At 32.0% G+C, this 14,766-nt stretch carries 7 protein-coding genes; 1 reads left to right on the forward strand and 6 read right to left on the reverse strand.

Annotation, left to right across the window (positions count from 1 at the left end):
• Positions 1 to 97: 97 nt before the first annotated feature.
• Entirely contained in the window at positions 98 to 1,330 is a 1,233-nt protein-coding gene (locus V9L04_RS05470) for an alanine dehydrogenase (RefSeq protein ID WP_338793079.1), read from the reverse strand.
• Positions 1,327 to 1,815 carry a tRNA (adenosine(37)-N6)-threonylcarbamoyltransferase complex ATPase subunit type 1 TsaE gene (gene tsaE / locus V9L04_RS05475; RefSeq protein WP_338793080.1) on the reverse strand — a complete coding sequence of 163 codons (489 nt, stop codon included), beginning with the start codon at positions 1,813 to 1,815 and terminating at the stop codon, positions 1,327 to 1,329. The genes V9L04_RS05470 and tsaE overlap by 4 nt, the downstream gene beginning before the upstream one ends.
• 249 nt (positions 1,816 to 2,064) lie before the next feature.
• On the opposite strand from tsaE, the gene V9L04_RS05480 reads away from it, so the two are divergent.
• Positions 2,065 to 3,849: a PKD domain-containing protein gene (locus V9L04_RS05480; RefSeq protein WP_338793081.1), complete on the forward strand. Its 1,785-nt coding sequence runs from the start codon at positions 2,065 to 2,067 to the stop codon at positions 3,847 to 3,849.
• Between the two features lie 82 nt (positions 3,850 to 3,931).
• Here V9L04_RS05480 and V9L04_RS05485 read toward each other — a convergent pair whose 3' ends face one another.
• The 4 genes from V9L04_RS05485 to V9L04_RS05500 form a co-directional block, all read right to left on the reverse strand.
• Entirely contained in the window at positions 3,932 to 6,352 is a 2,421-nt protein-coding gene (locus tag V9L04_RS05485; protein ID WP_338793082.1) for a 7TM diverse intracellular signaling domain-containing protein, read from the reverse strand.
• 170 nt (positions 6,353 to 6,522) lie between these two features.
• On the reverse strand, positions 6,523 to 7,932 hold the full coding sequence (locus V9L04_RS05490; RefSeq protein WP_338793083.1) for a hypothetical protein: 1,410 nt from the start codon (positions 7,930 to 7,932) through the stop codon (positions 6,523 to 6,525).
• Between the two features lie 353 nt (positions 7,933 to 8,285).
• Positions 8,286 to 9,137, reverse strand: coding sequence for a DUF2807 domain-containing protein (locus tag V9L04_RS05495; protein ID WP_338793084.1), 852 nt, complete (start codon positions 9,135 to 9,137; stop codon positions 8,286 to 8,288).
• Between the two features lie 178 nt (positions 9,138 to 9,315).
• On the reverse strand, positions 9,316 to 14,580 hold the full coding sequence (locus V9L04_RS05500; RefSeq protein ID WP_338793085.1) for a PKD domain-containing protein: 5,265 nt from the start codon (positions 14,578 to 14,580) through the stop codon (positions 9,316 to 9,318).
• Positions 14,581 to 14,766 lie beyond the last annotated feature (186 nt).

Consider the following 14,766-nt stretch of genomic DNA (forward strand, 5'->3'; position numbering starts at 1 on the left):
TACAAATATATAAACTTTAACTTCACTTACTTCTAAAATATAACCTCTCACTCTCATTCAACTGGTAACTGATTACTGCTCACTGATAACTGTAAAATCACATTCCTTTCTGTGCTGCTGCAATCAAACTAATATCTTTAAAACGCATATTGAATTTTTTACTCAAGTGTTGGTTTGTCAAACCTCCTTGATAACTATAAACACCTTTTGCAAAACCCATATCAGCATAAATCATTTCTTCGATACTTCCTAGCTCTCCAGCACGCAGCAGCAAAGGAGCAAAAATATTACTTAGTGCATTAGTTGCCGTTCTTGCTACACGAGAAGGAATATTTGGAACACAGTAATGAATGACATCATATTTTTTATAAATTGGCTTATGATGCGAAGTTGTTTCAGAAGTTTCGATACAACCTCCATAATCAATACTGACATCAATAATTATAGAATTTGGTTTCATGCGAGATACCATTTCTTCTGTAACGACAGAAGGTGTTCTTCCGTTTTCTGGACGAATTGCTCCCACTACTACATCAGCTTCTTCTAAAGCTGTTTTTAGAGTTCCCAAATCAAAAATAGAAGTAAAAAGATGGGGCTGCAAAAGATTATATTTTATTCTTCGAAGCATTGGGACACTACTATCAAAAACCTTTACACTTGCGCCAAGTCCTAAGGCTGTTCTGGCTGCATATTCTCCAACTGTTCCCGAACCCAAAACAACTACATTTGTAGGAGCAACACCTGTAATTCCCCCTAAAATAATTCCTTGCCCTTCATTGGCACTACTTAAATATTCGGCTGCAATGAGCATCACTGTACTTCCTGCAATCTCACTCATGGAACGAACAACAGGCAAACCACCTTCTTTGTCTTCAAGCATTTCGTAAGCAATAGCTGTAATTTTTTTACGATTTATGGCGTGCAAATATTCAGGGGTTACATTAGCTAGATGCAAAGTAGAAATTAGCGTTTTTTTGCTTTGCATTTCCTCCAATTCCTTTAAAGTAGGAGGTGCTACTTTCAAAACAATTTCAGATTGAAAAACTTCTTTTGAAGAATATTTTATTTGTGCTCCTGCGTCGCTGTATTCGTGGTCAGTATATTTACATTTTTCGCCTGCACCTGTTTCGATGACTACTTCATGTCCGTTTGCTACCAACAAGCGAACGGCTTCTGGACGCATAGCAACCCTAAACTCATCGTGATTGGTTTCCTTTGGGATTCCAATAGTAAGTTGTTGATTACGCTCACGTACTTTGGCGAGCATTTCTTGAGGTTGATAATATTCGTACTGTTGTACTAATTTTTTGATGGCATCATCTTGAGTCATAAGCTACGCACAGTTAAAATCCGTGAATTGGTAGTTTGATTTACTTCTATATCTATTTGCAAATAGTGTTCTGGCAAAAAAGGTTCTATTTTAGAAGCCCATTCTATAAAACAATAATTTCCATTTTCTTCTGCTTTTTCAAAATATTCTTCTATTCCTAACTCTAAAACTTCATTAGGGTTATTGATTCTATAAAAATCACAGTGATAGATGATTTTTGATTCTTGATTATCATAATTTCCTTCATACTCATTTATGAGTGCAAAAGTAGGGCTACTAACAGTTTCTTTTACACCTAACTCTTTGCAAACAGCTTTTGTAAAAGTAGTTTTTCCAGCTCCTAAATCACCTTCTAATATCCAAATACGCTTGTTTAGTTTGTTAGCTAAATCAATAACCTTTTGAGCTACTTGTGGTAGTTCAGCAATAGATTTACATTCAAATTGTGTAGAATGGGAAGAAGAATTAGATAAAGAGCTAGTCATTTTTTAAGAAAAAGTAGAACAAAAACAAGTTAGAGTTAAATTTTTATCGAAGATACGCAGAATTTGAGAATTTTTGATAGAATCTCAATGAAATTTCTAATTCAATTTAAAACTAATTGTCTCTAACAGTTTAAAAATACCCATTTATACGTATAGCATTTTTTTTGTATTTTACTTAACTTTATTGACAAATAAAAAACTATTTACCTTTTTAATTTTTCCAATTTATCAATCAAAATTATTTTAATTATGAAATCACATCATTTTTTATTTACATTAAAAGGAATTTTCTTTTCCTTTATTTTGCTCTCATTTATTGTAGGCTGTTCTAAAAAGGACGAAGAAGAAGAAACTCCAAAAGTTCCCACACCCGATTTTTCATTTACTCCTGTTAGTCCAAAAGTAGATGAGGCTGTTACATTCAACAATACAAGTACAAACGCAACTACTTTTGTTTGGTCAGCAGAAGGCACAGATTTTAATTCTACTGACAAAAATCCGACATTTACTTTTACAGAAGTGGGTGATTTTGATGTAAAATTAGTTGCCACAGGAGAAGGAGGAAGTAAAGAAATTATTAAGCAAGTTAGTGTTGCACCAGCAGACAATACTACTCCAGCATCTATTGCAGCATTTAGCTTTTCTCCTACTACTCCACAAACAGGACAAGAAGTAAGTTTTACAAATGAGAGTACAAATGCAACTTCTTATCAGTGGTCAGCAGAAGGAACGAGTTTTAGTTCCACAGAGGAAAATCCAAAATTTACTTTTGATACAGCAGGAGATATTAATGTAAAACTTGTAGCCACAGGAGAAGGTGGTACAAACGAAACTATCAAGAAAATTACGATAAGTGAAGCCACACAAACTCCACCTGTCGCAGCCTTTAGTTTTTCTCCAACTACTCCACAAACAGGACAAGAGGTAAGTTTTACAAATGAAAGTACAAATGCAACTTCTTACCAGTGGTCAGCAGAAGGAACAAGTTTTAGCTCAACAGAAGAAAACCCTAAATTTACTTTTGATACAGCAGGAGAAATTAATGTAAAACTTGTAGCTACTGGAGAAGGAGGAACAAATGAAACCATCCAAAAAGTTACTGTAACAGCATCTACACCAGCTCCTGTGGCAGCATTTAGCTTTACACCAGAAAACCCAAAGGCAGGAGAAGAAGTGACTTTCATAAATGAAAGTACAAATGCAACTTCTTATCAGTGGTCAGCAGAAGGTACAAGTTTCAGTTCTACAGAAGAAAATCCAAAATTTACTTTTGATACAGAAGGAGATATTAATGTAAAATTAGTGGTTTCTAATTCGGCAGGAACGAGTGAACAATCTACTACTGTTGTTATTGCACCAGCAGCTGGAGGAGGAAATGCAAATCCATGTAATTTGCCTGAATGTTATGTAGAAAAAACTACTACTGTCAGTTCTGGTTTTACAACTACCGTAACATACACTTATACAGTTGTAAATGGAATAAAAAAGATTTCTTCTGTCTCTACAGCTAGTATTGCAGGAACTTTAGTTACAAGTTTCCAATATAATGCACAAGGACTAAAAACAAGAACAGAAACAAAAGTCGGAGGTTCATTACAAAATTATGTTGAATTTCAATATAGCAATAATAACAAAACTGTAAGAGGAAATAATTACGATGCAACAGGAACTCTGACAGATTACGGCATTGAGGAATATGATGCAAATAATCGCTTAGTTCGTACAGAGAATTATACAACAGCAGGAGTATTGAATAGTTATGTGGTATTTTCTAACTTTTTAGCTATTGAAGGAAGTTTTCCACAGCTTGTACAAACTTATGATGCAAATAATACAATTACTCAAACAGATACACACACCTATCAAGATTGCCAACTTAAAAAGACAGTTTCAAAAGATGGAAATGGAACTACTATAGGTGAAATAAATAATACTATTGATGCAAGAGGATTATTACGTACTAGTGTAGCAACTATTTTTGTCCAAGGAACTACTATTACAAGTAATACACAATATCAATATGATTGTGACTAAGAAAATTTGAAATAATAGCAATAAAAAATCTAACTGATAATCAAATCAGTTAGATTTTTTATTGCTCTTTATCTATACCTCTTTAAGGTTCAATTTGAAAACCTACTACAATTACATCATCAATTTGTTTGTTATTTCCTTTCCAATCTTCAAAGTGTTGTGCAAGAAGCTGTCTTTGTTTTACCATGGGTTCATTATGAATTTCTAAAAGAAGGCTTTTAAATCTTTTTATCATAAATTTTCTTCCTTGCTTTCCTCCAAACTGATCTACATAACCATCAGAAAAAATATAAAACGAAGTAGGTTTGGTAATATCAATTTGGTGTGAAGTATATGAATTTTCAGCATTGGTTTGAAAACCTCCTACTGAGTGTTTGTCTCCTTTTACTTCAACCATTTTTTCATCTTGAATATATAAAAGAGGTCGTTTTGCACCTGCAAAAGTAACTTGATTCTTTTCTAAATCAATTACACAAATAGAAATATCCATTCCATCTTTATTCTCTGTACTAGATTGTCGTAAAGCTCTTCGAATCTGTCCATGTAAACGACTCAAAATAGAATCAGCCTTTGTAACTCCCTGTAAATTGACAATCTGATTGAGATAAGAATCTCCTAAAATAGACATAAATGCACCTGGAACACCATGTCCTGTACAGTCAGCAGCAGCTAAAACAATTTGATTATCTTTTTGAGCAAACCAATAAAAATCTCCTGAAACAATATCTCTAGGTTTATAAAGAACAAAACAATTAGGCACACTACGTTTGAAAGAGCGTAAGTCTGGTAAAACGGCATCTTGAATGCGTCTAGCATAGTTTATACTAGAAGTAATATCATTATTTCGCTTTTCCATCAATCCTTTTTGTTCCATTAAAGTAGTATTGATAGCTTCAATTTCTTCTTTTTGTTGTTCTATTTCTACAGTTCTTTGTTTTACTTTTTTCTCCAAAAGAGTAGTTGTTTCTTTTTGTAGCTCTAAGTTTTCAGCAAGGGCATCTGATTTTTCTCTCTCCAAACGATTGACTTGATAACCAATACCAAGTGCGTAAAATACAAGTTGAACTACTACTCCACCCTGAAAAAAATACATAAACATGTCCGAATTAACAATAGATTCTCCTTGTGTATTTATCAAATAAGAAAGAGCATAAAAAATAGCTCCAATAAACAAACCACTTGTAGCAATTAGGTAATAACGAGCAGCAGAATACCCTTTTCGGAAGGTAAGAATACCTAATATGAATCCTAAAATGGTTGCAATTATACCTATAAAAACAATTATTATTTGAGCAGATTTGTAAGGACTAAAATTATCGCTCCAAACAGGATATTGCAAAAACAAATGATCTGCAATAAATATAATTACCACTATAACTAGAGCGTAATTTATTATCTTAATAAATTTGTTCCATTTTGGTAATAATTCTTTTATATTCAAGAAACTTCTTAAAAACAAAAGCCCTCCTCCTATCATAAAAAGATGAGAAATAACAATAAAAGAACGAATCAGATGATGTGAGGTTGGAAAAAGAAAATAAATATATCTATAATAATAAAAAACATTCAGTTGAATACCTATAATCATTATCACATAATACAAATATAATTTATCTCTGATAATAAAAAATAACAACAGATTGTAGAAAGCCATCACCCACAAGATTCCTTGAAAAATTCCTTGTGCATAAGTAAACTCATCAGCTCCTTTACTTACGCTTACAGCATCCCCTATAGAAGCTAAAATATACTTAGGATGAAAACGCAATTCATTTGAATGTAGGCGAAGATAAACAATAGCTTCTTCTTGAGCAGCAACATCAATATAAAAATAATTACGCCATTGTTTGACAGGTTTTTCTTTAGGATCTATGTCTGTACCTGAATGCTCTATGTGGAAGGCATCATCCTCTACAGAACGATAAAACGTAATTTCTGACCAAGCATCAAAAACAGAACCAATTTGTAAAGCTATTACTTCATCTCTTACACCATTTCCAACTAACTTTAAACGCAACCAATAATATGCTCCTACTTCCATATTTGAAGCACTGATAGTATTGGCAGAAAATAAATTGCTTGTATTAGTTGCAATTTCTTCAATAGATATTTTACCATCTGTTGTGTCTTTCCAAACACCTAAGTTTTCTTTAATAGTAATATAATTCTTTTCTTGAATAGGTGGTTTTATGGGTAAGACATACTTGAATGTCAAATTATTCTTTTCAGACAAAAAATAATTGTACTCTTTTTTATTTATGTCTTTATAAAAATTGATCAATGAATCTAAAATAGAAAATTGACGTAGTGAATCTGATTCAGTAATTTTGGATTTACTTATTATTTCTTTTAATTCTGTTTTTAAATTCAAAACAGAGATTTGTTCTTTTTGAAGAGAATCAGAAAAAATAGTAGTCGTGTCTTGCTGACCATATACATTAACAAATGTAAATACGTTTAATAAAAATAACAATAAAAAGGGGAGTAAAGAGCCTTTCGGCATAATAGTAAAGGGTTATGAACGTAATTAGTATAAAGTTTATATCATTAAAAGTATTTTTATGTTAGCTAGGATTTTTAATTAAAATAAAAAAACAGTTTTTTTATTTTAAGTCTACCTTTATTTTTTAACAGCTCATGACACACGATTTGTACATGCGCTGTATTTTTAAATTAGTTGAATTGTACTAAAATCTTTTTGTTAATTAGTTTTTCTAATGCGCTAATAGGAATAGATGTTTTTGAAAGCTGCAATTCAGAATCAGAATTCATAGCAACAGGGGAATTGCTAATGTCTTTTGATACAGGATTAGTTCGCTTATTTTGGCTATTAGACAAATATAACTTTTTTGGAACAGAAAAATAAGTAATTGTTTCATAAAGTAGGTCAGATACAGGAAAAAAACGATAAGTATATTTATCAAAGAGTGTATATTTTACATTTTGCTCTCCATCTTTTTTACTTTCGATAAGTGCAAATTGTGCTTCATTAAAAATATACTCAGAATTTAATTTTTCTTTTGTGATTTTTTCTGAGTTTTGTTTTTGTGATTCTTTTTCCAAATAAATCGGTTTTTTAAGGTTTTCAAAAGATTTATTCACAAAAATCCAACCTTCCCATTGGTTTGCTTGGGCATTAATATCTTGCTGATTCTTTTTCTTAGAAATTTCTTTTTCTAAAATAGAATACAATTTCTGCATTGTGTGTGCTGCAAATTCTTCTTTTGATTTATTTTCCTTCTCAGCATTTCCCTTTACAGAATTTGGTGGATAAATCGCTGGTAGGAGTTCAAATTTTCTTTTCAAACTATACTCTATACTTTCATCCACTCTACTTGAAATGACAGGAACAATTGGTACTTGACAAGCATACGATAAAAAAGCAACTCCTTGCTTTACAAGTAACCTTTCATTTAAGAAATTCACTTGAACAGTATTTTGATTTTCTTTTTTTGATTCTTTAGTATTTATACCTGTATTACCATCAGGATAAACAATCAAGGAGTTGCCTTGCTTTAGCATTCTGATAGCACTCCAAATGCCTTTATTTTCCTCTACATTTATAAATTGTATTTTAGATTTTAAAATTCTTTTTTGTTGAATTTCTATTTGCTGAGAAAATTTTTGATGAACTTTTAAAGAATCATCTGCTTTTCTATTCCTGAGAGTTTGATTGAGCAAAAAGCCAAAATCTAAATCATTATAAGTGAGTAAAGTCAGAAGTGAAGAATAAGAACCCAAATGAAAACAACAAAATAGAAAAGGCTTTCCATTTTTAGCTTGCTGAAGAATATCTGTTTTATCAATAACTTCAAAATTAGGAGCAAAAAGTGCTGGATTTTGTTCTTCTATATTTAATAATTGAAGATTAAAAAGCAGTTTTTCAAAAATAGATTTATGATGCGAATAAGGAATTTGGGGCATCAAACGAGACAAATTCGCTGAAGTAAAAGCAAATAAATAACTATTTTTTTTATAAAAAGCGATTTCTTCTTCTTGATTACTAAAACTAAAAGAACGTTTTAACTCCTCTATTTCTTTGAAAATAGCTGAAGGGTTTTGAGAAGAAGTAGAATTACTCATAAGCTAAGAGAAAGTAAGCAAGTGAAATATTCTTAGGAATATAAAATGAATAAATTTACACTTTGGAAAATTCATGCATTAATAAACAGGGTTAAAACCCTGTTCAATTAAAAAAATACCTTTTATGATTTTTTACAAAGATATGTTTTCAAAAATAGACTATGAATTATAAATTGGACAGGTTTCAACCCTGTTTTTATAAATAGCTAAAAATGTGAATTTATTTTTTCTGCGTTTCTTAAGTAAAAAAGCATAATCCTTTTAATAAAATTATGCTATAAATTACAAAATTATTTTGAATACTTAAAATACTCAGAGGCTTTATTATTTGAATAGTCCTATATTGTTTTATGTTACTCTACTTTTTCAATTTTACCTGAACCTGATACATTCCATTGAACTTCTGCATTACCTTTCACACGGACTACTCCACTTCCACTTACTTGTGCATTTAGAGTTGCTTTTGAAGGAGTATTTACATCATCTGTAGCCGTTAGCTCAATACTTCCAGAGCCAACTATTTCTGCTGTACTTGTTAAGACAGGTAATAAAAATGCTTTTATATTGCCTGAACCACTAACATTCAAGCTATTTTCTGTAGCTATTCCTCTAAAAAGAATAGTTCCTGAACCTTCAAGAATGGCAGTTACTTTATTTGCTACCTCCAATTCTAATTCGATATTTCCTGAACCTTTTAGTTTGGCAGTACAATTTCCTGTTGTTATAATAGGGTTATTTGGTGTGGTAAGAATATTTCCAGAGCCATTTAAAATAAATTCTACGTTTTCTATATTTTCTACATTGCTAATACGAGCTATATCTTGTAATACAATATCACCAGAACCACTCAAAACGATTTGAGAAAGTACTGGTGTACGAATCTCAATTATTACTTCTTCACTTGTATTATAACATTCATCATTGTCAATAATGAGGCTATTTCCTATAATATTTGTTTGGATAAAACTGATGATATTTTCTTGTGCCATAACAGAAACAGACTGTGTCTTGATGCTAGAATCTTGAAAAACATTTACAATAAAGTTTCCTCTTGATTCGATGGCTGTAAATTTAGATATAGTTCTACTTTCAGTTATCACATCTCCTTGTCCATCTTTACAGACGCTATCAGTTAGACTACAAGATGTTGAAAGTAGAAACAAAACAAATAGAGGTAAAAAATAGATTTTGAAATGATTTTGCATGATGAATAGTATTTAGTGTTTTTTTATATTTAGATAGCTTTTTTTAAAGACGTTCTTTATAGTGTATTCTCCCTACCTTATTAAAACAAAAAAGGGTATTTTAGAAAAATTTAACTTTAAAAAATCCCTTCAAAATAAATTTAAAGGGATTTATACTTTATCAGATTTTCATACTTGTTTATTGTAAAACATGAATCCAACCTCTACAAGTATCTCCATCAGGAGAAGTTAGATAATAATAATACATTGCTGGTTTGGCTTTATTTCCCCAATCATTGTTATAATCATCAGCAGAAAAAACTTCTGTTCCCCAACGGTCATAAATTTGAAGCTTCCAGCCTACATTAGCCTTATCTAACACAAAAGTTTCATTGAGTCCATCTCCATTTGGCGTAATTACATTAGGAGGTAAAACATTATCGACAGTAACTGTAGTTGTTTGTTCTTGGTCACAAACTCCATTTGAAGCCTTCAAAGTAATTGTATATGTTCCTGCTTGTGTATAAGTATATTCTGTTGGGTTGGATACATTGATAGAATCTCCATTTCCCAAATCCCATACCCAGTCACCATTTCCAGTATTTTTACCATTAAAAAGAATAGTAGCAGGTGCACCACATTCAGGTGAATGTTGAACATCAAAATCAAGAACTAATTTATCCACAATTGTGACTGTAACTGTACTGTCTGTAAAACAACCTCCATCAAGGTTAGAAATTCGAACATTATAGATGGTCGTTTGGTCTGGTGAAGCAATTGGATTTCTGATAGTTGGGTCGCTCAACCCTGTTGTTGGTGTCCACTCAAATAGATTTCCACCTACTACATTAAGTTGGGCATTTTCACCTCTACAAATAGTTGGGCTTTCAGGCATTCTGATTGTGGATAAAAACACATTATTATCATCAATGACTGAGTTTGCATCATTCTGTGTAGAATCTTGACAAAGTGCATTTTCTACTTTTAATGTAATTGGATAAACACCTTCACTAGCATACTGAAAAGAAGGAGGATTGCGAAGTGTTGAGGTTCTTCCATCTCCAAAATCCCAAAAGAAAGAGGTAGCACCAACCGAATTATTTATTATTTGCACAAGTGGGATTTTGTCACATCTATCTATAATAACCACTTCAAAATCAGGTTTTAATTCTTCTAAAACAGTAATTGTGACCTCTTCTTCTCTAATACAACCACTTGCAGTTGTGATACTTACAGTATATGTAGTCGTTTGGGTAGGAGAAGCAATAGGATTTGAAATAGTAGGATCGCTTAATCCTGCTGTTGGAGTCCATTGGTAAGAAATACCTTTTCCTACTTCTAATGGTAAAGACTGCCCTAAACAAATAGATTTATCTGGAGAAATAAAGAAATTGTTTGTAGAGTAATCAAATTCTTTAACAAGAGAATCTGAACAAGCAATGTTATTTACTATCAATTTTACTTCATAATTTCCATCTGTGTTATAAGCTATATTTGTAGGGTTTTGTGCTGTAGAAGTTTGTCCATTTCCAAAATCCCAAAAGTAAGAAGTTGCTCCAATCGTATTATTTACTATACTAATTGTCGGAAACTCCTCACAATTATTAGATTGTATAATATCAAAATTTGGAATTATCTCTTCTCCTACTACTATTTCTATTTGACGCTCTTCTTCACATCCATTATTTCCTGTTACTTTTACAGTATAGGTAGTTGTTTCTGTAGGTGAAGCAATAGGATTTCCAATAGTTGCATCATTTAATCCTGTTGTTGGAGTCCATTGATAAGAAACTCCTCCTGTTACATTGAATTGCACAGACTGTCCTGCACAAATAGTAGAATCACCTATATCATAAACAAAAGCATCCTCAGTAATGACAATTTGTTTTTCAACAGAATCTCTGAGAGTACAGGATTCACTCTCAGTTACTAATTTTATGATATAAGTTCCTGCTGTATAATTTTGAATAGATGGATTTTGTTCTGTAGAAGTTTGACCATTTCCAAAGTCCCAAAGATAGGAAGTAGCTCCAACTGTATTATTTACAAATTCTACTTTTCCTATTTCTGTACAAAGAGTAGATTGTATAATATCAAAATTAGGAATCATTTCTTCTTCGACCACAATTTCAATCTGACGTTCTTGTTCACATCCACTACTTCCTACTACTTTTATAGTATATGTAGTGGTTTCTGTTGGAGATGCAATCGGATTTCCGATAGTTGCATTGCTCAATCCTGTTGCTGGTGTCCATTGATAAGATGCTCCTCCACTTACGTTAAGTTGTACGGATTCTCCAAAACAAATTGTGGTATCTGATGAGAAATTAAAATCAAATGTATCTGTATCAATTACAAATTGCCTTTCAACAGTATCCTTAGCATTACAAAGGCTATTTGTTGCTATTAATTTGATTGTATAAGTTCCTGATGAGTAACTTTGAGTAGGTGGATTTTGTGCTGTGGAAGTTTGTCCATTTCCAAAATCCCAAAAATAAGAGGTGGCATTTTGAGTTGTATTGATAATACTTACAGTAGAATCATTAGCACAAGGGTCACCAAGAGTCAGTCCAAAACTTGTAATAAGCTCTGGTAAGACTGTTACTTTAGTAGTAAGATTTTGACGACATCCTGCTGCGTTCTGTACAGTTAGTGTATAAGTTGTTGTTGTACTTGGGCTTGCAATTGGGTTTGCGATTCTAGGATTAGATAACCCTGCTATTGGTGTCCACAGATAATTTGTTCCTCCAGTAGCACTTAATTGTGTTGATTGTCCTTTGCAAATGGTTACATCAGGTGAAACAGTAAAATCAGCAGGTGAAACCACAATATCAAGATAAGCTGTATCTTTTTTAATACATAAAATAGGATTTGTAGCTATCAACCTAACTTGGTATGTTCCTGCGACAGTAAAGGTAAAAGGAACATTATCATCTTGTGTAGAAATTCCTAAACCTCCAAAGTCCCATTCATAGGTAACTCCTTCAATGCTTTGATTTACAAATGTAGTTGAGAAAGGAACACATCCTGTAAGATTACCATCATTTGTATTAAAATCAGCCTTTAATATTCCCATTTCTATTTTAAACGCTGCATTATTACAATTGGGACTATTGTTTCGGTTAGAAAAAGCTCCAGGAGTAGTAATAAATCCACTTCCACTACATGCACAAACAGCTTGATAGATAGTTCCTGTTTTTTTATCAAAACGACTTGTTCCTCCATCTACGTGTTCTCTTCCTTCTCCCCTTCCTCCAAAGAAACTACCATATATTAAATTTTGAGCATTTTGATCTAAAATCATTGTGTAAAAATCATTTCCATCTGTATCGCTTTGAAGCGCATTAGAAGTAACAGGCATTCCTGTTGTACTAATGTTGTCCAAATAATTATCTGGTCTTCCTTGATAAATGCTAGGACTTCCCCAACCTGCCAAATAAATATATCCACAATCATTTATCATAAAAGCAGTAGGTGTAATATTGGGGTCAAAATCTTGACTTCCAATCGTTGTTGCCCAAACAATATTGTTCAGGTTAGAAGATACTTTTCGAATAAATAATCCACCTCTAGCATTCGAATAGACACCAGAGGTAACAGGTTGTGAACCTTGTGTTTGTCCAAATATATATACAGATCCACTAGCATCTACATCCACATAATAGGCTTGATCATAAAAAGGAGTTCCTAAATAACTAGCTCCTTGCCAAGCAAAGTTAGAAGCATAACGTACGACAAAACCATCTATTTCTCCTCTATAGTTGCTTTGCATGGTAGCTGCGTGAGTTATTAAGTCACTACTTAATGTTCCACCCACAACATAAATATCTCCTCGTTTAGAAATTTGTATTCCAAAAGCTGCATCTATATTATTTCCTCCAATATATGTACTCCATAAAAGAGAGCTTAAAGTAGGGTCAAATTTCGCACCTATTCCTTCTTGTCTTCCTTGAAAAGTAGTTCTATGAGCTGAAACTAATGGAAAATTATTTGAGTTAGTTGTGCTGGCAATATAAATATTATCTAAATCATCAATATTTATTTCTGCTCTAATCTCATCTCCATAATTTTTCACTAATGGATTATCAGTAAAGCTGTCAAAATTAAGAGAATTTATTCCATCATTACCTTGTCCTCCTAAAAAAGTAGAACCTACAAGTCTACTCCCACTTACATTAAGTTTAGAAACAAAAATATCAGAACCATTTGTAAAATCATAGCCTAATACATTTGTAGTTGTTCCTCCTGCAAAAGTATTATCATAAGAAGATGATGTAGTAGGAAAGTTTGAAGAACCTGTCGTTCCTAATATTATCAATTCGTTTCTACTATTTACTACCATGCTAGAAGGAACATCTGCTAAATCCCCACCTAAAAAGGTAGCATAAAAAACACCTGTTCCTTGTGAGTTATATTTTAAAATAGCTACATCTACGACTCCTCCAAAAGTAACATCAAAAGCTCCTGTAGTAGTAGGAAAACCAGCACCAAAAGAAGTACCTCCAGAATATAAATTTCCTGCATCATCATAAGTTGCTGTATTTCCCCAGTTATCTGAAAAAGCACCTGAGAAAGTAGAAAAAATCAAAACAGGATCAATGATTAGTTCATATTTTTTATTGTATCCTTCTGGAAATTCGAAAGTAATTTGAGGAGATTTGTCTTTTTTATTGCCTTCTGCATATTTGAGAACAAACTTTGAAGGAACTTCTACTTTTTTTCCATCAATGATTTGATACGAATAAGGAGCTTGTTCGATGACTTTATTGACAGAAGTTTGAATATGCAAATGTCCACTTTCTAAACTCACTTTATCAGCATACTTATAATTCATTGCAATTTTTGAAGGATTTGCACCAGCCGAAACAATAAAATCATATTTCAGATGATCTTCCTTCAAATACAAATGAAGGTTAATATTTGGATATAAATCCTTATAGGTCAGTTCTCCAAATCCTTGTGCATTTTCTGCCCATTTACTAGGATCATTTCCTAAAATATAATTAAATTTTGTATCACTAACTTGCTCAGAAATGATTTGTGGAGAGGGATTTGAATTTTCAAATTCTACCTCAAAAGAATGTGCTTTAATAGTAGAAGAAATTTCTTCATTAGGCTCATGTCCTTCATGCTCCTCTTCTCCATGAACATGTAGTAATTTTAAAGCATTTGCATCATAAAAAGAATACTGCAATGAGTTTTGACGCATAAACAAGAAACCCGATGGAATAGTGGCTCTATATTTTACAACTTCATCCCATTGATTTTTATTTTCAATGAAAGTAAGTGGTGTTTTTGCTTTAGGAGCGTTCATTGCTGCTTCTTTTGTATGATTATGCTCATCAGAAACAGAATGATTTGAAAGGGGAGAATTTAGTCTATCTTGTGCAAAAGAAATTAAAGGCATAAAACAAATTAGCCAAACTAAAGACAAGAAACGAAACGAAAAGATATTTTTTTTCATTTGTAAAAATAATTGAAAGACTTTAAATCAAAACAAGTAATCAAAAGTCAGGTAAAAATACTATTTTTATAAAAATTGTTAAAAAATCAATTTGCTCTCAATTTTGAGATATTTTGATTTCTAATTAATTTATTTTTAGTGAGTTATATTTTGGCATTCAGATAACTAATGAAGCTATATCAAGTC

This window comes from Bernardetia sp. MNP-M8 (assembly GCF_037126285.1).
GTDB lineage: Bacteria > Bacteroidota > Bacteroidia > Cytophagales > Bernardetiaceae > Bernardetia.

Excerpts from the sequence above, each read along its gene's own strand:
- V9L04_RS05470 (WP_338793079.1), bottom strand. The coding sequence starts at position 1,330 with ATGACTCAAGATGATGCCATCAAAAAATTAGTACAACAGTACGAATAT.
- tsaE (WP_338793080.1), bottom strand. The coding sequence starts at position 1,815 with ATGACTAGCTCTTTATCTAATTCTTCTTCCCATTCTACACAATTTGAA.
- V9L04_RS05480 (WP_338793081.1), top strand. The coding sequence starts at position 2,065 with ATGAAATCACATCATTTTTTATTTACATTAAAAGGAATTTTCTTTTCC.
- V9L04_RS05485 (WP_338793082.1), bottom strand. The coding sequence starts at position 6,352 with ATGCCGAAAGGCTCTTTACTCCCCTTTTTATTGTTATTTTTATTAAAC.
- V9L04_RS05490 (WP_338793083.1), bottom strand. The coding sequence starts at position 7,932 with ATGAGTAATTCTACTTCTTCTCAAAACCCTTCAGCTATTTTCAAAGAA.
- V9L04_RS05495 (WP_338793084.1), bottom strand. The coding sequence starts at position 9,137 with ATGCAAAATCATTTCAAAATCTATTTTTTACCTCTATTTGTTTTGTTT.
- V9L04_RS05500 (WP_338793085.1), bottom strand. The coding sequence starts at position 14,580 with ATGAAAAAAAATATCTTTTCGTTTCGTTTCTTGTCTTTAGTTTGGCTA.